Source organism: Rhizobium sp. P38BS-XIX (assembly GCF_012641435.1).
Classification (GTDB): Bacteria; Pseudomonadota; Alphaproteobacteria; order Rhizobiales; family Rhizobiaceae; genus Rhizobium.
Window position 1 is genome coordinate 317297 of record NZ_JABAIJ010000003.1, and the last position, 23188, is coordinate 340484.

The 23188-nt window shown below is 59.2% G+C and carries 23 protein-coding genes; 9 read left to right on the forward strand and 14 right to left on the reverse strand.

Translation table 11 applies throughout. The annotated features are described in order from the left end of the window. Positions 1 to 2: 2 nt before the first annotated feature. The 3 genes from HGP17_RS13545 to HGP17_RS13555 are packed head-to-tail and all read right to left on the reverse strand — an operon-like array spanning position 3 to position 3624. A complete protein-coding gene (locus tag HGP17_RS13545; RefSeq protein WP_168809693.1) occupies positions 3 to 1022 on the reverse strand; it encodes an ABC transporter permease in 1020 nt (339 codons plus the stop codon). Further along, positions 1012 to 2562 (reverse strand): sugar ABC transporter ATP-binding protein, encoded by a 1551-nt coding sequence (locus HGP17_RS13550; protein ID WP_168809695.1) that lies wholly within the window; start codon positions 2560 to 2562, stop codon positions 1012 to 1014. Before HGP17_RS13550 ends, HGP17_RS13545 begins: the two co-directional genes overlap by 11 nt. Positions 2563 to 2622: 60 nt before the next feature. Next, positions 2623 to 3624 (reverse strand): sugar ABC transporter substrate-binding protein, encoded by a 1002-nt coding sequence (locus HGP17_RS13555; RefSeq protein ID WP_168809697.1) that lies wholly within the window; start codon positions 3622 to 3624, stop codon positions 2623 to 2625. A 389-nt stretch (positions 3625 to 4013) separates the two neighbouring features. Between HGP17_RS13555 and HGP17_RS13560 the strand changes: the two genes are divergently transcribed. The 3 genes from HGP17_RS13560 (at position 4014) to HGP17_RS13570 (ending at position 8059) form a co-directional block, all read left to right on the forward strand. After that, positions 4014 to 5060 (forward strand): substrate-binding domain-containing protein, encoded by a 1047-nt coding sequence (locus tag HGP17_RS13560; RefSeq protein ID WP_168809699.1) that lies wholly within the window; start codon positions 4014 to 4016, stop codon positions 5058 to 5060. A gap of 69 nt (positions 5061 to 5129) precedes the next feature. After that, entirely contained in the window at positions 5130 to 6335 is a 1206-nt protein-coding gene (locus tag HGP17_RS13565) for an acyl-CoA dehydrogenase family protein (RefSeq protein ID WP_168809701.1), read from the forward strand. A 236-nt stretch (positions 6336 to 6571) separates the two neighbouring features. After that, positions 6572 to 8059, forward strand: a complete 1488-nt coding sequence (locus HGP17_RS13570; RefSeq protein WP_168809703.1) for a nucleobase:cation symporter-2 family protein — start codon at positions 6572 to 6574, stop codon at positions 8057 to 8059. 68 nt (positions 8060 to 8127) lie between these two features. Here HGP17_RS13570 and HGP17_RS13575 read toward each other — a convergent pair whose 3' ends face one another. The 8 genes from HGP17_RS13575 to HGP17_RS13610 form a co-directional block, all read right to left on the reverse strand. Continuing rightward, the gene (locus HGP17_RS13575; RefSeq protein ID WP_168809705.1) at positions 8128 to 9345 is read right to left on the reverse strand and encodes an SfnB family sulfur acquisition oxidoreductase; all 1218 of its coding nucleotides are present in this window, start codon (positions 9343 to 9345) and stop codon (positions 8128 to 8130) included. Between the two features lie 190 nt (positions 9346 to 9535). Beyond that, positions 9536 to 10834 (reverse strand): FAD-dependent oxidoreductase, encoded by a 1299-nt coding sequence (locus HGP17_RS13580; protein ID WP_168809707.1) that lies wholly within the window; start codon positions 10832 to 10834, stop codon positions 9536 to 9538. 129 nt (positions 10835 to 10963) lie between these two features. Then, complete coding sequence (locus HGP17_RS13585) at positions 10964 to 12220, reverse strand: ABC transporter substrate-binding protein (RefSeq protein WP_168809709.1); 1257 nt, start codon at positions 12218 to 12220, stop codon at positions 10964 to 10966. A 52-nt stretch (positions 12221 to 12272) separates the two neighbouring features. Further along, positions 12273 to 12701: a DUF4440 domain-containing protein gene (locus HGP17_RS13590; protein WP_168809711.1), complete on the reverse strand. Its 429-nt coding sequence runs from the start codon at positions 12699 to 12701 to the stop codon at positions 12273 to 12275. After that, positions 12698 to 13753 carry an aldo/keto reductase gene (locus tag HGP17_RS13595; protein WP_168809713.1) on the reverse strand — a complete coding sequence of 352 codons (1056 nt, stop codon included), beginning with the start codon at positions 13751 to 13753 and terminating at the stop codon, positions 12698 to 12700. The genes HGP17_RS13590 and HGP17_RS13595 overlap by 4 nt, the downstream gene beginning before the upstream one ends. A 5-nt stretch (positions 13754 to 13758) precedes the next feature. Continuing rightward, positions 13759 to 14112 carry a TIGR04076 family protein gene (locus tag HGP17_RS13600; RefSeq protein ID WP_168809715.1) on the reverse strand — a complete coding sequence of 118 codons (354 nt, stop codon included), beginning with the start codon at positions 14110 to 14112 and terminating at the stop codon, positions 13759 to 13761. Between the two features lies 1 nt (position 14113). Beyond that, entirely contained in the window at positions 14114 to 14602 is a 489-nt protein-coding gene (locus HGP17_RS13605; protein ID WP_168809717.1) for a DUF3830 family protein, read from the reverse strand. Further along, on the reverse strand, positions 14599 to 15333 hold the full coding sequence (locus HGP17_RS13610) for a GntR family transcriptional regulator (protein ID WP_205925961.1): 735 nt from the start codon (positions 15331 to 15333) through the stop codon (positions 14599 to 14601). Before HGP17_RS13610 ends, HGP17_RS13605 begins: the two co-directional genes overlap by 4 nt. Before the next feature lie 122 nt (positions 15334 to 15455). Here HGP17_RS13610 and HGP17_RS13615 point away from each other — a divergent pair, with 122 nt between their 5' ends. From HGP17_RS13615 to HGP17_RS13630, 4 genes are read left to right on the forward strand one after another with little or no spacing between them, the layout of a single operon-like run. Next, positions 15456 to 16253 (forward strand): ABC transporter ATP-binding protein, encoded by a 798-nt coding sequence (locus HGP17_RS13615; RefSeq protein WP_168809719.1) that lies wholly within the window; start codon positions 15456 to 15458, stop codon positions 16251 to 16253. Next, complete coding sequence (locus HGP17_RS13620) at positions 16250 to 16999, forward strand: ABC transporter ATP-binding protein (protein ID WP_168809720.1); 750 nt, start codon at positions 16250 to 16252, stop codon at positions 16997 to 16999. Before HGP17_RS13615 ends, HGP17_RS13620 begins: the two co-directional genes overlap by 4 nt. After that, a complete protein-coding gene (locus HGP17_RS13625) occupies positions 16996 to 17904 on the forward strand; it encodes a branched-chain amino acid ABC transporter permease (protein ID WP_168809721.1) in 909 nt (302 codons plus the stop codon). The genes HGP17_RS13620 and HGP17_RS13625 overlap by 4 nt, the downstream gene beginning before the upstream one ends. Further along, positions 17901 to 18887, forward strand: a complete 987-nt coding sequence (locus HGP17_RS13630) for a branched-chain amino acid ABC transporter permease (RefSeq protein WP_168809722.1) — start codon at positions 17901 to 17903, stop codon at positions 18885 to 18887. Before HGP17_RS13625 ends, HGP17_RS13630 begins: the two co-directional genes overlap by 4 nt. Before the next feature lie 62 nt (positions 18888 to 18949). On the opposite strand, the gene HGP17_RS13635 is transcribed toward HGP17_RS13630, so the two are convergent. Then, positions 18950 to 19360 carry a hypothetical protein gene (locus HGP17_RS13635; RefSeq protein ID WP_168809723.1) on the reverse strand — a complete coding sequence of 137 codons (411 nt, stop codon included), beginning with the start codon at positions 19358 to 19360 and terminating at the stop codon, positions 18950 to 18952. Positions 19361 to 19655: 295 nt separating this feature from the next. On the opposite strand from HGP17_RS13635, the gene HGP17_RS13640 reads away from it, so the two are divergent. Continuing rightward, on the forward strand, positions 19656 to 19814 hold the full coding sequence (locus HGP17_RS13640; protein ID WP_168809724.1) for a hypothetical protein: 159 nt from the start codon (positions 19656 to 19658) through the stop codon (positions 19812 to 19814). A 92-nt stretch (positions 19815 to 19906) separates the two neighbouring features. Here HGP17_RS13640 and ampC read toward each other — a convergent pair whose 3' ends face one another. Both ampC and bla read right to left on the reverse strand, forming a co-directional pair. Beyond that, complete coding sequence (gene ampC / locus HGP17_RS13645) at positions 19907 to 21085, reverse strand: class C beta-lactamase (protein ID WP_348648938.1); 1179 nt, start codon at positions 21083 to 21085, stop codon at positions 19907 to 19909. Positions 21086 to 21189: 104 nt separating this feature from the next. Continuing rightward, a complete protein-coding gene (gene bla / locus HGP17_RS13650; protein WP_168809726.1) occupies positions 21190 to 22083 on the reverse strand; it encodes a class A beta-lactamase in 894 nt (297 codons plus the stop codon). A 168-nt stretch (positions 22084 to 22251) separates the two neighbouring features. Here bla and HGP17_RS13655 point away from each other — a divergent pair, with 168 nt between their 5' ends. After that, positions 22252 to 23139, forward strand: a complete 888-nt coding sequence (locus HGP17_RS13655) for a LysR family transcriptional regulator (RefSeq protein WP_168809728.1) — start codon at positions 22252 to 22254, stop codon at positions 23137 to 23139. The last annotated feature ends 49 nt before the right edge of the window (positions 23140 to 23188 follow it).

The following is a 23188-nucleotide window of genomic DNA, read 5'->3' on the forward strand; positions in this document are numbered from 1 at the left end:
GCCTAGATCTCCCTTCTGCGCAGCAATGTGGTGGCGGAGACCACGATCAGGATCAGAAGCCCCTGTACGCCGCTGACAAGCGTGCTCGGCAAGTTGAGGAGCTGAAAGCCGTTGATGAGAAATCCAACGAACAGCGTCGAGATCAGCGTGCCGCCGATCGTTGGAACCAGGCGCCGCGAAAAGACCGAGCCGAGCAATGCGGTCACGACGACGGGAAGCAACATCTCGCCTGAGCCGGTCGTGCTTCCGCTAAGATAGGAGACCGACAGAATGCCGGCGATACCGCCGCAGAGCCCGCTTGCAACGAAGGCGCCGGCGATCAGTTTTTTCAAGGGGAGGCCGGCTGCGCGGGCGGCTTCGGGAAATTCGCCGACCGCATAGAGGCGCAGACCAAGCGGCGTATACTGCACGATGGCGGTGGTGATGATCGTAAACCCGATCAGCACATAGGCGAGGATCGGGATACCGAAGCCGTCCGAAGCCGAAAGAGCGGAGAGGAAATCCGTGGTGGCCGGAAGAACGGTATTTTGCGTCAGAACAAGTTCCAGCCCGGCGACGACGTTCATCACCGCAAGCGTTGCCAGCAGAGGGACGATACCCGTCAAAACGATCGCCAGCGCATTGACGAAACCAATGGCCAATCCTGTTGCGAGCGCTCCGATGCCTGCCGTCAGGTCGCCGAAGCCAAGCTGAATCAGTGTGGCATAAACGGCCGCGCTTAGCCCCATATTGGCAGCCAGCGAGAGGTCGATGCCGCCAGTTACGACGTTCGACCCGCCGGCAATCAGGACGACCGTCAGACCGATGGCGAGGACGCCGGATATGGCCGATTGCCCAAGCACATTGCCGATATTGCCGACGCTTAAGAAAAACGGTGCTGTCAGTGCAAAAATGACGAGGATTGATAGGAAAACCAGCAGGGAACCGTAGCGCAGAGCGGCAGCGGCAAGCTTGCCACCCGATGGCAGGGAGCGTCCGGACGCCGCCGGGGGGAGGGATGCAAACTGGACATCAGCCGACATGGCGCAATCCTTCTACCGCGCCGGTCGATGCCGCCAGCACTTCATCGGTTGTAGTCTGTGAGGAAACGAGTTCGCGCGTCAGCCGGCCGCGAAACAGCACAAGGATCCGATCGGTGATGCCGACAAGCTCCTGGAGATCCGACGACAGCACGATGACGCCTGCACCGCGTGCGGCAAGCTCGCCGATGAGCGTGTAAATCTCGACTTTTGAGCCTATATCGACACCGACAGTCGGCTCGTCCAGCAGATAGATTTCCGACTGGCGGCTCAGCCATTTGGCGATCGCGACCTTCTGCTGGTTGCCGCCCGAGAGCGTGCGGACCAACGCCTCCCGGCCCGTCGTCTTGATCTGTAGACGCCGGATCAAATCGTCGGTATCGCGCGCTTCGCGTTTGCTATTCAGAAAGCCGAACCGCGTGTAGCGTGAAAGGCTCGACAGCGTGATGTTTTCTCGCACGCTGAGGTCGAGACCGACGCCATGACCGCGGCGATCCTCCGGCACCAGCGCCAGTTGATTGGCGACGGCCTCGACCGGGGTACGCGGCTTGAGGCTCTTTGCGTCAACATCGATCTCGCCACTCGTCGCTGGCTGCAGCCCAAAGAGCGTTCGCACGAGATCTTTCGCCCCGGAGCCCAGCAATCCGGTGATACCGAGGATCTCGCCGCGACGCAGCGTGAAGCTGATGTCCTCAAAGCGACTGGCGGCAGAGAGATGGCGCACGTTCAGAACTTCTGCGCCAAGTGCCACCTGTCGTTTGGGAAACATATCGGCGATATCGCGCTCGACCATCAACGCCGCGATGCCGTTGGCGGATGTCTCGCTGATGGGCAGAGATGCAACATCGACGCCGTTGCGCAAGATGGTGACATCGTCGCACAGCGCTTCGATCTCACCCAGATAATGCGAGATGTAGATGATGGTCACGCCGTCACTGCGCAGCCGTCGGATCAAGCGAAACAGGATCTCGGCCTCCTGGCGGATCAGTGCGGCTGTCGGCTCGTCGAAGACGAGGAGCTTCGGTTGGTGAAGGAGTGCCCGCGTGATCTGAACGATCTGCTTTTCAGCCGTCGACAGCTCGCTGATCAAAGCATTCCTGGGCAGGTCGACACCGAAATAGTTGGCGAGGATCTCCTCGGCGCGGCGCTGCATCGCGCGGCGATCGATAAATGGAGTGGACCCCAGGCGCAGCTCCCTTCCGAGAAACAGCGCCTCCCCGACGGTGAAGGTGGGAACCAGCAGGCGATCCTGATGAATGAAGTGGATGCCGAGTTCCTCACACAGATGCGGCGTCAGCCTGTCATAGCCGCGCCCTTCGATTTCGATGCGCCCTTGGTCGGGGCGATGCAGACCGGCGAGAATCTTGATCAGCGTCGATTTGCCCGCGCCGTTCTGTCCGACGAGCCCATGCACGGTGCCTCGTCGAATATTGAGCGATGCTCCGGCCAAGGCTTGTGCCCCGCCGAAATGCTTCACGATGCGATCGAAACGGACAATATTGTTCTCGGTACCTGCGGCGGATGCAGGCTCGATTGCTGTCATTGGGTGAGGTCCTCGCATTTCGCGGGGCGATGCGGGCAAAGCCGCATCGCCGGTTTTATGTCAGCCGATGCCGAGTTTCTTGATGATGTCGGCGACGTTGCGTTTGTTGGCGAGGAGCGCAGGCACGTAGGTTTCACGCGGCAACGTTTGTCCAGCCAGCAGCTTGGCGACATTGCGGATGGCCGTGCGGCCTATTTCCGCGGGCTGCTGTGCCGCATCGGCGCCCGCCGGAGACTTCGGGTCGGCAACCAGCTGCAGCACTTCCGGGCTTCCATCGACACCATAGGTGCGGATTTCCGTGCGGTCGGCAGCGGCAAGAGCCTGTGTCGCGCCGAGCTGCGGTATGTCCCAGGCCGACCAAATGGCCTTGATCGAACCCTTCTCCGGATATTTGTTGAGGATCGCCGTGATTTGCGTAAAGGCGTCCTGAACCGTATTTGGAATGACATCGCGCAATTCGGGTTGAATGATCTTCACCTTTGGGAAGTATTTGACGACGTTGACCAGTTGGTCGTAGCGGATCGCGCAGGGCGTCACGCCGTAGAAGCCGTTGAATACGACGATGTTGCCTTCGCCGCCGATATCGGAAACGAGCTGCAGTGCCAGATCCTTGCCGATCCCCCAATTGTCGGAGGTCGTGTTGTTGATCGAGTTGGTGGAGCCAACGTCGACGGTCAGGACCGGGATGCCTGCATCCCGTGCCTTTTTCAGCCATGGGTCGATGACGCTCAATGTGCCCAGGATTTGGACAATCGCGTCCGGCTTCTGCGCGATCAACGTCTGCAGCTGCGACACCAGCTTGCCATCGTTTCGACCGGCATCGACGGCGATCGGCGTGCCGCCGAGCTTCTTCACTTCGTCGATCTGGGCATTATAGGCCTGCAGATCGAAGTAATGGTCCGTGCCCGTGGCGCTGATGGCGATACGCTTGCCTTTTAGCGAGATCGCATCGTCGGCGGCCGCCTTGTTCGAGATCAGCCCGGCAGTCGCCAATGCCGCGCCTGCGGCAGTCAGTTTCAAAATATCCCTGCGCCCAAGGCCTGTCGTATGTTCGTTGGTCATGAAAGCATCCTCTCCAGCAATTCATCAATGCCAATAACCTATAAAATAGATAGATTTTGATATTTACGGAGAAACGATTTTCCAAAACAGGCGATGAGTGAGAAATATCCATCAGGCGACTGAGGCAGACTCGATGCGGCGTTTTTCGATGAAACGGGATCAATACGGCGGTTGCGTTGCCCCTTGAATCATGCAGCCAGGACTTTCCGGTGATCGCTCGAGGTAAGGCCTTGCCGCCAAAGCGAGGGCCAAGGAACAAAGAATCTCACAAGGCATGCAAAATCGAATGATTAAATCTACTAAAAACATAGAGATTATATTTAATGATTGCATGCGTTGCGGGAGGTTCCGTCAGACGACGCTCCAGATTGATTACGAGGTTCGCTACGATGAAGTCCCTTCTGCGGCTCGCCCTGTCGGCCACCGCCATTCCGCTCGTCTTCTCTCAAGCCGCAACGGCCGCCGGCATCAGCGGTGCTCCAGCGCCCTTTGACAAGGGAGACGTGAAGGTTGCGCTGATCAGCTACATTTCGGCCGGCGATTTCTTTCAGGCCTATCAGGCGGGCGCCGAAGCGCAGGCAAAAGCGCTCGGTATCGATTTGCGCGTGTTTCCAGGCCGGCAGGACGCTGCGGAACAGCGGGAGCAGATCTTGCAGGCAATCAACCTCGGCGTTTCCGGCATTGTGATCGATCACGGACTGCCGGAATCTCTGGGCGATGTTGTTCAGCAAGCGCTCGACAAGGGCGTCAAGATCGTTGCCTTCGACGTCAATCTGAACAATCCCAAGATCCCTCAGGTCGAGCAGAGCGATCACGAACTTGCCGATCTCGCTCTCAAGCAGGTGGTCAAGGACAATGGCAACAGCTTCAAGGCGGCCTATGTCTATGTTGCGGGCTTTGCGCCACTTGACCGCCGCAACGAGGTCTGGGACGCGTTTAAGAAAGAGAATGCTGGTGTTGTCGAGAAAGCCCGTTTCGGCAATGTGAGCGATACGACGGCGACATCGACGGCCGATCAGGCCAAGGCGGCGCTGACGGCAAATCCTGATATCAGCGTCGTCTTTGCGCCCTATGACGAGTTTGCGCGCGGTGTGAAGCTTGCGGCAAGCGATCTCGGCATCGCGGGGAAGCTGAAGATCTATTCGGCCGACGTTTCCACGGCCGACATTCAGGAAATCACTGAGCCGGGCAGCCCCTGGGTTGCCACCGTTGCGACCAATCCTGCCGTCGTCGGGGCCGTCTCCATTCGCGCTGCCGCCCTGCAGATCGCGGGCCAGGATGTTCCGCATCAGATCACCGTCAAACCGACGCTACTCACCCAGGAAGGATTGCGCGCTGCCGGTGTGAAGACGATCGAAGAGCTTGGCAAGAAGGTTCCTGCCTTCAGCACCAGCGATGCCGTGACCGCAAGCTGGATTCCGGACAAACTTTTCTAGGCTGCCCACGTCGAATTGCCGGCGGGCCAGGCGCTCGTCGGATCATGTCACAGAACCGGAGTTCATATCATGAGCCAGTCCAACGTCGTCTTCGCGGGTCATCGAAATACCACGCGAGAGGATCTCTTCGTCAGCGCCGAGGAAATCTCGGCGGATCTGTCCAGCCGTGCCGCAGAGCTTGATCGCGAGGGTCGGCCACCGCTCGGTGAGATCGTCAAGCTGAAGAATGCAGGCCTGTTGAATGCGCTGCATGCGCCGCAGATTGGCGGCGGCGGCCTTGATTGGGTCGATGGCTTGCGGCTGGTGCGCATTCTCTCCCGTGGCGAAAGTTCAATCGGTCAATTGCTCGGCTATCACTACGTCAACAGCCAGTATCTGTATTGGGCGTTCGAGGAGGCGCGCGCGCAGGAGCTTGGTGGCAAGACCGTTGCCAACAGCCTCTATTGGGGTGCGGCCGTAAATCCGCGCGATCCCGGCCTCGTTTTGACACGCCGCGGCAATGGCTATGTCCTCAACGGTCGCAAATCCTTCTCGACTGCCGCGCATGTCTCCGATTACATCAATGCCAACGCAGCCTTGGACGACAGGATTGTCGGCTTTGCCGTGCCGACCAACCGTGCCGGCTATAAGGCAAATGATGATTGGGATAATTTCGGCCAGCGCCTTTCCGACAGCGGCAGTGTCGAATTCCATGATTTTCCGGTCTACGAGGAGGATTTGGACAAGGCAGCGACGACTGGCGGCGAGACACCCGTCCAGGCGACCTTCAATACACCGCTCATTCAGCTCGTGTTCGTCAATTTCTATCTCGGCACTGCCGAAGGCGCGTTGCGTGCGGCGATCGATTATGTGCGCACAACGACCCGGCCCTGGGGCACATCGGGCGTCGAACGGGCAGCGGACGATCCGTATATTCTGGAGCGTGTCGGCGAATTGACGGCTGCCTTGAAAGCGGCGACGGCTCTTGCCGATAGCGCTGCGGCGATCGTCCAGACCGGTCTTGCCAAAGGTCACAGGGCAACGGCACGGGAGCGGGGCGAGGCGGCTGCGGAAGCCTATGCGGCGAAGGTGAACGCCACCCATGTATCTCTGGATGTTACATCCCGCGTTTTCGAACTGACCGGTGCCCGATCGACGGCGGAAAAATATCGCTTCGATCGCTTCTGGCGGAATGTGCGCACGCACACACTGCACGATCCAGTCTATTACAAGGCCAAGGAAGTGGGCGAGTTCGCGCTCAACGACCGGATTCCGGAAGTCAGCCTCTACAGCTAAGCGACTTTTGTTGATATGAGCGCTTGGGAAACGACTGTTATGCTTCGGCTGCCCAAGCATTCGTCCTTAAGATTGCGTCGCGCCAACCATTGATCTGAATGGCTCGATGCCTGTTCGCTGGTCTCTTCATAGCAGTAATGGCTTGCATAAGGTGTTTCGCATTTTTCTATAAAGTCATCCCGGTCTCCGTACCGTAACCTGCATCGCTCATTTGGAGGAATGAGACGCCCAAAGGTATGGAGGAGTTTACCTTGGCAACAACCATTGAGGACAATACCAAAAGCCTGCCGCCTGAAGACGAGAGATTAAGCCTTGGCGCCAATCTGGCCTACGGCCTTCAGCATGTCCTGACCATGTATGGCGGCATCGTTGCCGTTCCGTTGATTCTCGGCCAGGCATCGGGCCTGTCCCCGGCCGATATAGGCCTCCTTGTAACGGCCTCTCTATTCGCGGGGGGAATGGCGACGATCCTGCAGACGATCGGGGTGCCCTTTTTCGGGAGCCGTTTGCCTCTGGTGCAAGGTGTGTCTTTTTCCGGTGTCGCAACGATGATTGCGATAACGGGGAGTGGCGGCATTCAGTCCGTGATCGGCGCCGTGATTGCAGCGTCGTTCATCGGCCTGATCATCACGCCGGTGTTTTCGCGAATTACCCGCTTCTTTCCCCCGCTCGTGACAGGCATTGTCATCACGACCATCGGCCTGACCTTGATGCCCGTCGCGGCAAACTGGGCCATGGGCGGCAATAGAAGCGCGCCTGATTTCGGAAGCCAGGCCAATATTCTGCTCGCCGGCATCACACTCGTCATCGTCCTGCTCTTGAGCAAGCTTGGAAACGCCGCCATATCGAGGCTTTCCATCCTGCTTGCGATCATTATCGGCACCGGCATCGCCTATGCTGCGGGTATTGCCGACTTCTCGCGAGTGATGACGGGTCCATTTGTCGCCCTGCCGAAAATCTTTCACTTCGGCTATCCGATTTTCGATGCCGCCGCGATCATCTCCATGTTCATCGTCATCATGGTGACGCTTGTTGAGACATCGGCCGATATCCTGGCGGTCAGCGAGATCGTCGGCACGAAGGTCGACGCGCGCCGGCTTGGAGATGGCTTGCGTGCCGATATGCTATCGAGCATCCTCGCCCCCGTGGTCGGCTCCTTCACACAGAGCGCCTTTGCCCAGAATGTCGGCCTTGTGGCGGTCACCGGCATCAAGAGCCGGTATGTCGTTGCGACCGGCGGCCTCTTCCTGGTAGCGCTCGGTCTCTTGCCCGTGGTCGGGCGCATCGTGGCAGCCGTTCCCAACTCCGTACTGGGCGGTGCAGGTCTCGTCCTGTTCGGAACGGTTGCGGCAAGCGGCATTCGCACCCTCGCCAAGGTGGACTATGAAAACAACATGAACCTCATCATCGTTGCGACGTCGATCGGCTTTGGCATGATCCCGATCGCATCGCCGGGCTTTTACGAGCATTTTCCGGCCTGGGTCATCACCATCTTCCATTCGGGCATCAGCTCGGCGGCTTTGATGGCGATCACGCTGAATCTGCTTTTCAATCATCTGAAGGCCGGAAATTCGGATCGGCAGTCGGTATTCGTCGCTGGAACCGAACGGCTGATCCGCTATCAGGATATCGCCGGCCTTCATGATGGCGATTATTTTCTCGATGGTAGGCTCTATGACGCCAATGGCGCCGAGGTCCCGCTAGTATCGGCTCAGGTCCATTGATTGTCCGAAACTCATGGCGTGGCTTGAGAGCGTCTGGATGCTATCAAGCCATCGCTTGAATGAGCCGATCAAAGCGCGCCGTTCTTCGGCGGAATGACATCGTTCAGGTGGTAATTGCCGACGACGTGATATTTCCAGCGAACTGGGTCATGCAGCGTGTGCGTGCGGGCATTGCGCCAATGGCGATCGAGATTAAGATCGAGTTTGACCGATGCCGTCCCGGCAAGCTCGAAAAGCGTGTTCGCGGCCTCTACGGCGATCTCGGTCGTCAGCACTTTGGCGGCCGCCACGGCCAGCGTCGCTTCTACAACCCTCTTTTCGTTCATCTCCACCTGCGCCGCATCGACCTTGCGACCTGCGCGTTCGATCGTTGCGGTCGCCGCCTCCAGGCGGATGGCGATCTGGCCGATCTTTGCAATGGTCAACGGATCGTCGGATGCGCGATCGACGCCGCTGTCCATCCAGGGACGCGACTTGGTTTTCACGAAATCCAGTGTTTCTGCAAAGGCAGCCCTTGCAATACCCAGGTCGACGCCGGCGTGGATGATCTGGCCGACTGAGCCGATCGTCGTCGGCCGTTCGAAGCCTTTGTGATGCTGGACGACATGGTCGGCGTTGACATAGACGTTGTTGAGGACAGTCGTGCCGCTACCGGTCGTGCGCTGTCCGAATCCATCCCAATCGTCGATGATTTCCACCCCTTCCGTACCCTTGGGAATAAACGCCATGACTAGAGCGTCGCTTTCATCCAGCGCGAAAACTGTGACCCAGTCGGCAAAGAGAACGCCGGTCGAGTAGAACTTGCGGCCATTAATCCGGTAGCCAGGACCGTCACGGGTGATGCGGGTGTTGTAATGGCCAACGGTTTTCGTTCCGCGCTCCGATAGAGCATTGCCGAAGCGGTCGCCTGCCAGGGCTCGACCGAAGAAATATCGCTTCTGATCGTCCGAGCCGTCGATACGCAACGCCTCGAGAATATAGAAGTGGTTCTGCGGAATCTGACCGATCGAACCGTCAGCCTGCGCCAGAATGGCAGTGATTTCCGCCAGCACCGCGTTGGAGACATCCAGCCCGCCATACTCCTCCGGTACCGTAATTGCGAGCAATCCCGATTGCGCAAGCTCGTCCATCTCTGCGTAGGGCAGCTGTCTTTCGCTGTCGCGCTGTGCGGCGGTGGCGGCAAAACGCTCGGCAAGCTCCTGCGCGACGGCTAGTGCTTGTTGCTCTGTCTCCAGCAAGGCTGCCTTGCGATGCTGGGTGTTGATATGGTGCAATTGAGCGTTCATGGGGCGGGCTCCGATTTCATTCGGCGCCACGATGCCGCATTCACAGGGGGCGTTCGAGAAAACGCATTTCGTTTTTATCGCCGCTGGCGGCTCTTCATTCCTTTCTCTATAGAATTGGTAGTCAATTGCTGCCGCAAGCCGTTTCACCACCAAAAGTGGATCATGTTGCGCCACCCATGTTGCTCAAGTATCACTGGCGGCCGGTTCGCCAGTCCTCAAAACGGGCATGCGCGAGAGCAAGCGAAGCGACGAGAGGCGTGAACCGGTGAAACGGTAAGGGACGGCTGGGTTGCAGCGGGATCGGCAGGGATTCAGCCGTTTCGCCAAGTGCCAGCCGAGCCAGTATGCGGCCGAGTTGTGCCGTCATCGCGATGCCGCGGCCGTTGCAGCCGATCCCTCCAAGGAAGCCATCACCAAACCGGTAGAGGCGCGGAAGGAAGTCCGGCGTCATGATCGCGGTTCCGGTCCAGACGATCTCCACATCAGGATGGCTCGGCAGGCGGAGTTCGGATGCAAGGCGTTCGACGACGGCGCGGCCGATGCGGTCGAAGGCACCGATCGGATTGATGGCCATACCGCCGCTGATCAGCCTGTTGTCACGATCGAGCCGGTAGGTGAAAAGGTTGGAGCGTGTATCGCCGACAGGCCTGCGATGTGGGGCAATCCGCTCGATTGTTGCGGCGTCTATCGGTTTTGTTGCGACCTGATAGACTTTTAGTGGCACGCCGGTTCGGCCCATTCGCGCGGCGATGCCATCGGTGAATGCATTGGTGGCGAGGATGACGCTGTCCGTTTCGACCTGATGGCCCGCGAGACCAACGCGCCAGACGCTGCCGTCTCGCATGACGCTTTCAACGGCGCTGTTTTCGTGGATCGTGCCGCCATGCCGCAGCACCGCGCCCGCGAGACCATAGAGATACTTCAGCGGATGGATCGCGCCGCCGGAATGGTCGATCAATCCTCCGGAGTAGATCTCCATGCCGGTTTCGCTCCGAATGGCGTTGGACTCAAGAAATTCCACAGGGCGCCCGAGTTCGGCCCAATCTCGGGCGCGTTGGCGCAGAATTCGAGCCATATCCTCGCCATAGGCAGGCTGCAGCCATCCCACCTGTTCGGCGTCGCAAGAGATATTCTCGTCCGTAATAGTCGCAAAGACCTCGTCGGCGCCCGTGCCAACAAGCGACAGCAAAGCATCAGCCTTGTCCCGTGGCAATTTCTGACGGACGGCCGCCGGATCGGCCTTGGCGAAATTCGGCACGACGAAGCCGGCGTTCATGCCGCTCGCTCCTGCGCCTAACTTCCCGGCTTCAAGAACGATCACGGATTTGCCGGCACGGGCAAGATGAAGAGCAGTGGTCAGGCCGGTGAAGCCACCGCCGATGACGACGATGTCCGAACGAGAAGGCAGCCGGCCAGACAGTTCGGGGCCGGGGCCGGCTGTCAGCGTCCACAGCGTCGGATTTGTGGGGTCAGCGGCATGGCTGGGCATCAGCGGATGATCTCTCAATAACTATGCCAGATGGCTGTCACGACAGGTGAGCCGCCGAAGGAATTGCGCCAGGGATTTTTGCGCGAGGCGTGCCGGGAAGCACGCCTCGCCGCGTCTTCAAGGGACGGTCTACTTGATCTTGTCCTTCAGCGCGGCAACGTCTTCCATCGACAGCTCGCCATCCGTTGCAACCTTGCCGTCGGCTATCTTCCAGAGACGGAACGGACCTGTGATGTCGCCATACTGGTCGAAGGAGACCGGGCCGATGACGCCTTCGTAGCGGAGCGGCTTGCCTTCCTTGATGAGGCCGAGAGCCTTGGCGAATTCTTCCTTGCCGGCATAGATCGGTGTGCCCTTGGGGTCGACAACCTTATAGATGTCGTCCTTCAGCTTCGACGTATCATCGCCGGCGATAGCAAGCGCAAGGCCCACGATCGCACCGGCATCGTAAGCACGGTCGGCGGCGGGGTTGGTCGGCTCGATGCCCGAAAAATCCTTGTAGTTCTTATTGAAATAATCGGTCGACGGGGTCGGACTGGTACCGGACGACGTGCCATAGGCTTCCTTCAGATAGTCGGCGCCGACGGAATCGATGAAGTCAGGGCTGTTCATGCCGTCATTGAGCAGGAATTTCTGCGGACCACCCTGCGAAATCCAGGTGCGGGCGATGGTCGCGCCGTCGACCGGCGTGCTGACGAGATAAAGGCCGTCCGGATCGCCGCCCATGCCGGCGGTGACTTCCGAGGCGTAGCTCGACTGCTTTTCATTGTAAGGTGTGGTCGAGACGATGGTGCCGCCGAGCGCCTTGTAGGCTTTTGAGAATTCGGCGACCATGTTCACGCCGAAATCGTTGTTGACGTGGATGATCGCAAGCTTCTTGAAGCCCTTGTCGATCGCATATTTGGCGGCTGCGATACCCTGCAGCGAATCCGAGGTGATGGTGCGGAAGAAGATGCCGTTGGTCTTGCCGTCGCGGCCGAGCGCCGTCAGCGTCGGCGAGGAGGCAGCAGGCGACACTTGGACGATCTTGGCTGGCGCAGTCACGGAGGTCAGGATCGGGATCGTCACCGAAGAGATGATGCCACCGATGATGGCCGGGACCTTCTTGACTTGAACGAGCTGGGTCGCTGCGTCGACGGCGACATTGCCCTGGCTCTGGCTGTCGCGCGTATCGGTTACCAGATCGCAGCCGTGGGCACCGCCAGCGGCGTTGATATCGCGGAAGGCCATCTCGACGGACTTGGCCCCAGCCTGGCCGTATTCACCGGCCGGACCGGTCAGCTCCATCACCAGGCCGACCGTTACCTTGCAGTCTGCGGCATTAGCGACGCCGGCTGCGGTTAACAGGACCAGAGCCGTGGTGATTTGAAATATCGTCTTCTTCATCTTTGTTCCCCTTGTTCGGTCAACGATTTTCATTTCTGTTTTTGCGAACCTGTCAGGTCTCCGGCATCTGCAGCCAGGTTTCATGCAGATGCTGCCATTCGACGCCGTTGGGTGCCGATGAACTTGCGGTGAAAAGAGCGCTTGCTTGACGCCGGCTATATTTGCCGGCGCGCATCTGCGCCTCGACATAGGTGAGAACGATCGTGTTCTCGGTTTCGAAGCTCGAGTGGATATCCGAAATCTCGATGCTGAAATCCCCGCGAAAGCTCGCGCGATTTGTACGGATCAGCTCGATGGTTTCAGCGCGATCGAAGATGCGGCCAGTCGGAGGGATCATGCGGAAAGCATGGCCGAAGGTGCGCTCGCAGCGATCGAAATCGGTGCTGCCGGCAGTTTCTGCATCGTACCAGGCTTCGAAGAAGCGATGGAAATCGATGACCTCGGCGCGGGCCTTTTGGAAAAGAGACGATTCCTGGCTCATACCTTCCCCGCATTGAGGTTGTAATGCATGATCGAGCCGTGCCTGCCGGTGCGATCGCGCTCCAATGTATAGACGTCGCCTTCGAGGCCCGGGCTCTGGGCGATGATGCCGGCGATCTGCCGGCGGTCGTCGTCCGAAAGGGCGACATCCATGATCTTGGCGTTGGCAAGCGCATGCGCCTGATTGCGGGCGCCGACGATGACGGCGGCCACCTGCGGCTGTTCCAGCACCCAGGCACTGGCGATGGTGGCGATATCGACGCTATGACGATCGCCGATGGCTCTTAGCGTAGCAAGCAGCGATTGGAACAGCTCCCAGCCGCCGAAATCGTCGATGATCAGCTTGTATTTGACGAGTGAGCGGTTCTCGAGCGGCATCTCGGGCTCCGGCTGTCCGAGCCACTTGTCGCTCAGGAAGCCGCCGGCCACCGATCCATAGCACAGAAATTTCACATCGTTCTCGGCAGCCAGCTTGGCGAGGCTGTGCGACGGCCGCTGATCGAGAACCGAATATTGCAATTGCTGGCTGACCAGCGGAATGCCGGCTTTCAGAATCTCGGCAATGTGCGGCGTGTCGAAATTCGTCGTGCCGACATTGCGGACTTTTCCTTCCCGGCGCATCTCGTCCAGCCAGCTCAGCGCTTCGAGATAGCCGGGCAGGGCGTAATCCCACCAGTGAAACTGCACCAGATCGAGCTGCTCGGTTTTCAGCTTGCTCAGCGACTTGTCGACGATCCCCTGGATATAGTCACGGCTGATCGTTGCCAGTTTCTCAAGATCGGGCACCAGCTTCGTGTGCACCTTCATGGCACCTGCGGCTTCCGCGCCGCGTTCATTGCGAAGCCGCTCCCGTGCCTCGCCGATCAGTTCCTCGACCCCGGTATAGATATCGGCGCAATCATAGGTGCGGATGCCGACGTCGAAGGCGGCGATCAGATCGGTGACGGCCTGGACGCGATCGATGGCGCCGTGTCCTCCGGCAAGCTGCCAGCCGCCGCGGATGACGCGGGAGATCTTATATCCGGGGCTGAGCTCAAAAGTCTTGGCGGTCATGCGGTTCATTCTCCTTCGGGCAACGGCACAGCCGTCGTTTCGGCATGGCTGAACCGCCGCTTGCTCGTTCTTACGATCCGCAGCCGGCTCGCGCAGTTCGGGTCGGGGCAGGCGATTTCCGCATCCGAGGTCATCCAGTCGTTCTTATGGGTTGGTCGCTGTTTGGCCGCGAGCAACGGCAGGACGGCGGATATCGAATAGATCGAAAAGCCCTGTCCCGGCGGCAGGGACAGCATCTCGCCCTTGAGCTCGAAATAGTCGCCCTGCTTGGCGCCGCAATAAATCGGCTTGCCCTCAGGGATAACAGCCTCGACCCTGAGATCGAACAACTCGAAACTGTCGTCGCTTGCCGCGGCCATGTCAGATCTCCGCACGCTCGAACGTGACGTCACAGGCGCCATTGCGGCGGATGACGCCACAGGCGGCGGCGAATTGCTCGCGCTCATCTGGACGCACCTGCGCGACGACGCTGCCGGCAAGCCAGCCGATTGGGAAGAGCAGACGCGCGCCCTGTCCATAGAACAGTCCGATATCAAAGATGGCGTCGGGATTGCCGCCCCACATGCGCGGCGGCACATAGCTAAGCACGATATCGCCGGGCTGCGGCGTCAGCGTTGCATTCTCAGCCGGCAGGGCGTTCGCGTAGGACACATCCTTGAGATGCGCCGGCGGGATCGGGCAGGAAATTTCCGGCCCGGTCCACATGGCATGAATACCCCCGACGACGCGCGGTTCGCTGAGGTAACTCCAGAGAAAGGCGGTATTGTCGGGTGCCTTCGCCTCGATCAGCGGCGCAAAAACGCTGAGACCGGAGCGTGGTTCTGTGATTTTTATGGCGCGTTGGCTCATGCGGATTGGCCCTTTTTGGCTTCGGCTTCCAGTTTATTGCGCAGGAAGGTGAATGGCCGGCTGATGTCTGCGACCAGCGCATCGCGGGCTTCTTTTGCATCCTGCGCAGCGATCGCCTTGACGATCGTGCGGTGATAATGGGCGGTGTCGATTTCGCCGGCGTCCGAGAAGGCATAGATGGCGACGCGGATACAGGGACCGGACTGCAGCCACAGGCTTTCGATCATCGGGATGAGAACGGCGGAGCCGCAGGCGCGATAGATCTCGAAGTGAAAGGCTTGGTTGAGCGTCACTTCGCGGTCGACATCCTTCTTGTGCTTCAGCGCACGCATCTCGTCCCACTCGCCGAGCATGCTCTCGATAGTCGTAATCTGGCGCGAGGTCATGCGAGTGGCGGCAAGCGCGATCGCTTCGCCCTCGATGAGGATACGGGCGCGCAGAAGATCGTCCATGCGCTCCAGCGTGATCGGCGGTACGCGAACGGATCGGTTGGGGAGCGCTTCCAGCGCTTTTTCGGTGATCAACCGACCGAGTGCCTCGCGCACCGGCATGGTGCTGGTCATCAACGCATCGGCCAAGCCGCGGATCGTCAATACCTGGCTCGGCTCGAAAAGGCCGCCGATCAGCGCGCGGCGCAGTTCCAGATAGACTCTGTCCTGAACGGTTTCTCGCCCCACTGGCGCAAGCTGTGCGGCAATCGGATCGCTCTTGTCGGCGGTGGCCTTTTGCATTCGAAATCCCTTTTTCGGCTTGCGAAGAGGATTAAAGCTGATTAGCGTGATCAATGCAAGTGTGATCACAAATCAAATAATCAGGGAAGCGACGACGATCGCTTTCCGACCAGAGGGATCTCATGAGTACGACAGTTGAACGGCATGGGGAGGAAGCCCGGCCTGTTCTGACGGCAAAAAACGTGGTGCGGCGTTTCGGCGGCCTGGTGGCCGTCAACGACGTTTCATTCCATGTGCGCCAAGGCGAGATCCTCGGCTTGATCGGCCCGAACGGCGCCGGGAAAACGACCATGTTCGATCTTTTGGCCGGCAGCGTCGCGCCGAGCAGCGGTGACATCGTCCTGAACGGCGCCGAAGTTGCAGGCGAGGCGGCTCATCGCCGCATTGGTCGCGGTCTTGGCCGCACCTTTCAGATCCCTCGGCCTTTTCCCAATCTGACGCTGCTCGACAATGTCATGCTGGCGGCTCAGGACCAGGCCGGAGAGCGGTTGCTATCGAATTTCCTGCGGCCGTGGAAAGTCGCCGCTCAGGAGAAGGCAGCCCATGCCAAGGCGATGGACCTGCTCGAACTTGTTCACCTGACGCGTCTGGCGCACGAACCGGCCCGCGTTTTATCGGGCGGTCAGCGCAAACTTCTGGAGCTTGCCCGTGTCATGATGGCAGATCCGGCCCTCATTCTGCTCGATGAGCCGGCGGCCGGGGTCAACGCGACCCTTCTGGAAACGATCATCGACCGCATCCGCGATATCAATCAGCGTGGCGTTACTTTTCTTCTCATTGAGCACAATATCGATATGGTCACACGTCTGTGTCACCGCGTGCTCGTGATGGCGAGTGGGCAACTGCTTTGCGAGGGAACGCCGGAGGAGGTTGCTCGCGATCCGCGCGTCATCGAAGCTTATCTGGGGGGCGCGGCATGAGCGAACCGGTGTTGAGCGTTCGTAATCTTGTCGCGGGTTATGAGCCTGGCGTTCCGATTGTTCGCGGGGCTTCGATTACGGTGGCGGAGAAGGAAATCGTCGTCGTTCTCGGTCCCAATGGTGCAGGAAAATCGAGTTTCATCAAGGCCATTGCCGGTCTGGTTCCGGTCGAAAGCGGCACGGTGGAACTAGCCGGCAGGGATATCACGAGTGCGCCCGCACACACCATGGTGCGGCTTGGTCTCGCCTTCGTGCCGCAAACCGAAAATGTCTTCCCGCTGATGTCCGTCGAAGACAATCTGAAGGTGGCCGGCGGCATTCTGAAGCCGAAGGACGTGCCTGTTCGTATCGAAGAGATGTATGCGACCTTTCCGGATCTTGCGCGTCACCGCCGCATTGCGGCCGGCAATCTCTCGGGAGGTCAGCGGCAAATGCTGGCCGTTGCGCGCGCACTCATCGTTCACCCGAAGCTTCTCGTCCTTGATGAGCCTTCAGCGGGTCTCTCTCCAAAATTCGTCTCGATGGTCTTCGACATGCTAACCGAGATCCGAAAATCCGGTGTCACCATTCTGCTCGTCGAGCAAAATGCCAAGGCGGCGCTAGCCATCGGCGACCGCGCCTATGTGCTCGTCGAGGGCAAAGACAGGCATGAGGGCGTTGCATCGGAGCTTTGGAACGACCCTGTCGTTGCTGAACTCTATCTCGGCCAACGGCCGGTGACGTCAGTAAAGGGAGGTGCGGCATGAACCTGCAATTCATCGTCGACGGATTGCTGACAGGCTCGATGATCGGCCTTGGCGCCATCGGCGTGACGCTCACCTATTCGATCCTGCGCTTTTCCAATTTCGCTCATGGCGATTTCATGGCCTGGGGCACCTACGCGACGCTTGCTGTGGTTAGTGCGATCGGCGCTGTCTTCGGCAAGGTTGCACCGATCGGGCCACTCTCCTTCGGTTGGCCGCTGATCGTGGCGGTGATCGTGGCAATGGGCTTTACCGGCCTTCTTGCTCTCGCGCTCGACAAGGTGCTGTTTGCGCGATTGCGCGCCAAAGGCCAATCGATCATCGTCGTCATGGCGAGCTTCGGCGCTTCCATGGCTTTGCGCAGCCTTCTTGAGTTTCTCTTCACCTCGCGGCCAACCTACTTCAGCCGTGCGATCCAGATCGCCATGCCTGTTGGCTTCGGCATTCGCATCACCCCAGATCAGATTGCCCTTCTGATCGTCACCGCGCTTCTGGTTTTCGGCGTGCATATGCTGATGACGAGGACGCAGACGGGCCGCTCCATGCAGGCGCTGAGCCAAAATCCCGCGCTTGCCCGCGTCGTCGGCATCGACGTCGCCAAGGTCGTGCGCGTCACCTGGCTGATTGGCGGGGGATTGGCGTGCGTCGCCGGCGTGATGATCGGCATTCTCGTGCAGATCCGCCCGCTGATGGGCTTCGACATGTTGCTGCCGATGTTCGCCGCCGCCATTCTCGGCGGTATCGGCAGCGTGCCGGGCGCCGTTCTCGGAGGCCTTATTATCGGTCTTGCCGAGGCGGCGGCCGTTCAGCTTGTCGGTGCCGAATGGCGTGCCGCCATCTCCTTCATCATTCTGATGGCAGTGCTGTTCGTTCGGCCGATCGGCCTTTTCGGAGTGAGAGAGCGATGATGGATATTATTGGCTACGGCGCGTTCTTTCTCACCACAGCGTTGATCTTCTCCTTCATCACGCTCGGTTTGAACCTGCAATGGGGGCTGACGGGCCTCTTCAATGTCGGTCTCGCCGGCTTCGTTGCCATTGGCGCCTATAGTTCAGCCTTGCTGACGACGCCGGATACGGCCGGGCGGCTCGGCGGGTTCGGCCTGCCGATCCTCGCCGGTTGGTTCGGAGCCATGGTGATTGCCGGCATTGCCGCTGCCATCATCGGCATTGCCACGCTCCGGCTGAAATCCGACTATCTGGCGATTACCACATTCGGCGTGGCCGTCGTCGTCCAGCTTGTGGCGCTAAACGCACAAAAGCTGACCGGCGGCCCATTCGGTATCGGCTTCATTCCGCGCCTGTTCTCCAGCCTTGCCGAAACGCCTCTGCTCTTTAATCTTGCCAATCTCGGCGTCGTCGTCGTGATGATACTGATCGTCTATTTCGCGCTTGAGCATCTGGCAAAAAGCCCTTGGGGGCGTGTCCTCAAGGCGCTGCGCGAGGACGAGCGTGCCGCCATTTCGCTCGGCAAGAGCGCGCGGTTTTATCGTGTGCAGGCTTTTGCCGTCGGCGGCGCCATCATGGGGCTTGCCGGCGCCATGCAGGCGCATTTCATCGGCTTCATCGCTCCTGACAATTATGTTCCGACCTTGACCTTCCAGGTCTGGGTGATGTTGATCGTCGGCGGTTCGGGCAGCAACAAGGGCGCTGTCATCGGCAGCATCCTCGTCTGGGGCATTTGGGCGGGTTCCGGTGCGCTGACGAGCGTCCTTTTTTCGCCTGAGCAGCAGGCTCGAGCCGCATCGCTGCAGATCGTGGCGATCGGTGTCATGCTCTGCATCATCTTGCTGGTGCGGCCGGGCGGTCTCTTCGGCAACATGCCGCGTCGACGGTCTGCGATTATGGCGCCACAGAAGCCCGTTTCGGAAAAAAGCAACGCCGCCTCATGAGGCGGCGTCGAGATGTCTTTGCTTGGGCGCATCGGTTTCGGACCGATGTCATTAAGGGACTATCAGGAAGCCACTGCGCGGCGTTCGGGCTGAGCGATACGCCGATCCGACTGTATGCGGATGCGGGTCTTGGCAACAACACGAACCGGGCTTTTGGAAGGTGCCGCCGGAACGCTCGCCGTATTGGTCTGCGTGGCTCTCAACCAACGAAGAATGGCATCGAAGCCAGGTTGGGCGGCACGCTTGAAATCCGCACTCATTTCCGTGTCCATGCCACAGAGTGTGGCGATTTCCTGCCAGTCTATTCTTCCAGCCCGCAGCGGCGGGCGCGATCTGAAGACGATTAGCCCAATCATGAAACCCTTCAGGTTTTCGAAGCTGTGCGGTTGCAGCAGCGGCGCGAGCCTCAGGTCGCAGAATTCCGAAATCTTGCGTTGGAAGACATCGGAGGCAGAGCTTTTCTTAACGGGCATTATTCATTCCTTGCATGCGACCTCATCCAAAGGTCGGGGTGTGCGCGCTAAAGCACGGAAGTTAATGAAACGCAAACAACCGACCGATTGGCCGCTTTCAATTCTACGATGTGACGATATTTGGCGAAGGGCCTTGTAATCACACTTCGGTGCGATGCCAAGCCCCTGTTTCGGCGCTCTAAAATAATGCTGACATCTTAAATTTTCATCGGGCAAACCATGAAAAAACTGTAACTTGTCTGGCGTGCCAATGAGAGCCACATTTGTCTTGCGCCGGATTTATGAGGTGAAAGACATGTCAGTCTTGGAAATGTTGGTTAGACGCCGGATGCAGGAAGAATATGCCAAGGGCACATCGCCAGAGCGGATTACCCGGCTCCTGCAGGAATTCTTCAACGGAACGGAGGCTTCTCAGACGGAAGCCGTGCCGAACCGAGCGTCGGAGACCCGATAATAATAGACTCATAACTCCAAGGCCGGCTTTCGATGATTTTACCGAAAGCCGGCCTTGGAGCCGATAAAGCCTTACACGAAAACGTGATTCCGTTATCCGCCGTTGGAAGATGGGGTGTTTTCGATTGCCGTCAGGATCTTGTACGCAGCGGTGACGCGGGCCGTAATCGGATAGTTCTTGTTTGCCAGCAAGACGATGCCGATCTGTCGAGCGGGAATGAAGGCGGCATAGGCCCCGAACCCGTTCGTCGAGCCTGTCTTGTTCAGCAAAGTTTCCGGGCGTGGCTGTTGTGGCGGTGACAGACGATCGACCTTGTGTGGATCGAAAGCCATGTCGGACGAATTGCCGGCAAGCAGTCGGGCAAGCGTTGTCGGGTAGGCATAGATTTCCCAGCCAAGACCTTGGGTCATGGTCCCGATGTGGTAGTAGCCGACATGCGTGGCTGCGATGGCGCGCTGCAAACTATCGTCCGGCTTGGAGCTGCTAGTCATGTTGGCTTCCAGAAAGCGCAACATGTCGGACGCAGTGGTCTTTATGCCGTAGGCTTGCGTGTCCAGAACGCCGGGATTGACGCGGATCGGCTTGCCCTGCTTCGAATAGCCGTAAGCATAATTGCCCATTTCGGCCGGCGGAACCCGGACATAGGTGTGATTGAGGCCGAGGCCGGCGATGATCTTATCCTGCATCAACGTATCGAACGGCTCACCCATCGCTCGCGCCGCCAGATAGCCGAAAAGACCTATGCTCGGATTGGAATAAAGGCGGTAGGTCCCCGCCACGTAGGACGGTTTCCAGTCCCGATAGTAGGCGATCATCTTGTCATTGTCGGTCACCTCGTCCGGGAACTGCAAAGGCAGGCCGCCTGCGGCGTAGGTGGCAAGATCGAGAAGGCTGACACTGTCGAGGTGGCTGCCCGATAGCTCCGGCATGTATTTGCCGGCAGTATCGGAAAGCGACAGTTTGCCGGTGATCACGCCATAAGATCCAAGCGCCGCCGTGAAGGTCTTGCTCAGGGAGCCGAGCTCGAAAATAGTATCGTCGGTAACCTTCTGATCGGTCTCCTTTGAAGCCACGCCATAGTTGAAGGTGTAGCGCCGGCCTTTGACGATAACGCCCACCGCAAGCCCGGGAACATCGTTGTCCTTCATGAGCGGTGCGATGGTGGTGTCGACGATCTTCTCCAGGCGCTGTTGGTCTTCGCTGTCTGAAGCATATGCGGTCACGCCGTAACAGAAGCAGCCGGCAACAATGCTCAGCGCCCGCAGTCGAATGAAATGTGAGTTCAAGGGATATCCTCTACCGGTATCGGTGGCTAGCTTGTCGCGAGATAAGGGCAAAAGGCGATGGCTCGTCAGAGCCGTCGCGTGATCATGACTTAGATTTCGGAGGCGATGCGGCCGATCTCGGCGATGACCGCGTCCCGTTCCTTCGCCGCGATCTTGGGGATTTCGCAATAGGCCGTAACGATGATCGGGGCACGCTCGGATGGCCAGAGGATGGCTATGTCATTTGCGTTGCCATCCTTATCGCCGTTGGTGCCTGTCTTGTCGCCGACCAGCCAGGTCTTGGGAAGGCCGGCACGCAGGCGCGCATCACCTGTCTTGTTGGCAATGAGCCAGGCGGCAAGCTGCGATCTGGATGGCGCCGCCAACACGTCGGTGAAGAGAAGCTGGCGCAAATTGCCCAGCATTGCGGCCGCAGTCGTCGTGTCGCGCTCGTCATCCGGCGTGTCGTGGTAGTTGAGCGTCGGCTCCGTGCGATCAAGGCGGGTGATGTCGTCCCCCAGATTGCGGCAGAAGTTGGTGACCGCCTTTGGGCCGCCGACGCTCGCAAGCAGCAGATTTGCGGCCGTATTGTCACTCAGGGTCACGGCCGCCGCACAGAGTTCCCCGATAGTCATACCGATTTTGCCGGCATTCGCCTTTGTTGCCGGCGAATAGGGAATAATATCGCTTTTCGCATAGTGAATGCGCCGGTCTAGCGTCTCGTCACCCTTATCGACGCGGGCAAGCACCAGTGCTGCGGCCAACGCCTTGAAGGTGCTGCACATCAGGATGCGTTCACCGGCTCGATGTTCGATGCGCTTGCCGCTTGCCATATCGAGAACGCTGACGCAGATGCGCCCGGAGTGCTTGCTCTCCAACGCAGCGAGTTGCTGCTCGCCGCTATTCTTGTCTTCGGCGTGTCCCTTCGCTGTCGCACTCGCCAGGACGGGAATCGCAAGCAAGCTGCCGGCAAGAGTCTGCCGGCGTGACAATAGGATTGTCATACCTGTTTCCACTTCGATGTCTGTTGGTCAGAGGTGCGCAGCATGGCTTCCGTGGACGTCATTGGAGCCTGCAATCACCTCATGACGCAGACTATGGCGCTGCTTCGTGCCCTAGACAAACGATCAATTTTGGGCTTAGGCATGAGAAAAACTTGGGCATTGGACACAATGGACATTTCACAACTGCCTCTCAACGCGTTGCGGGTTTTCGAAGCGTCGGCCCGGCACTGCAGTTTCACGCGAGCTGGACTGGAGCTGCGGGTGACCCAGACGGCGGTCAGCCATCAGGTCAAGGCGCTGGAAGAGGTGTTGGGCGTCACCCTGTTCAAGCGCCTGCCGCGTGGCTTGGCGTTGACCGACGAGGGGCATGCGTTGCTTCCGGTGCTGACGGATGCGTTTCGCCGCATGAGCGCGACGTTGAGCCAGCTGGAGGAAGGTAATTTCGATGAAATCCTGACCATCGGCGTGGTGGGCACGTTCGCTATCGGCTGGCTGTTGCCACGGTTAAGCGACTTCAAGGCGGAGCATCCGCATGTCGATCTCAGGCTGAAGACCAACAATAATCGCGCCGATATGGTGCTCGACGGGTTGGATTTCTTTCTGCGCTTCGGCGATGGCGCATGGCATGGAACGGAGGCAATCCACCTCATGGATGCGCCGCTGTCTCCCGTCTGTACTCCAACGGTCGCACAGAGATTGCGGAAGCCCGCCGATCTTGCCGAAGTCGAGCTGTTGCGTTCCTATCGGCTCGATGAATGGTCACTCTGGTTCAGGGCGGCCGGCCTTACCCCGCCGCATCTTCGCGGCTGGATGTTCGACTCCTCGCTCACTCTGGTCGAGGCTGCGGCACGTGGTGTCGGTGCGGCGCTCGTCCCGGTCGCCATGTTCTCACATGAAATCGAAGCTGGCCGCATCGTGCAGCCTTTTCAGATTACGGCGATGACCGGAAGCTACTGGCTGACGCGATTGAAGTCGCGAGCAGAGACGGCTTCGATGAAAGCATTCCGTCAATGGCTGATTGCCGAAGTCGAGGAACTGCCATCTTTGGACGTCTAAAAAACCGCCGTCCCGAGTGGCGCCTGGGACGGCGGATTGCCGATGTCGA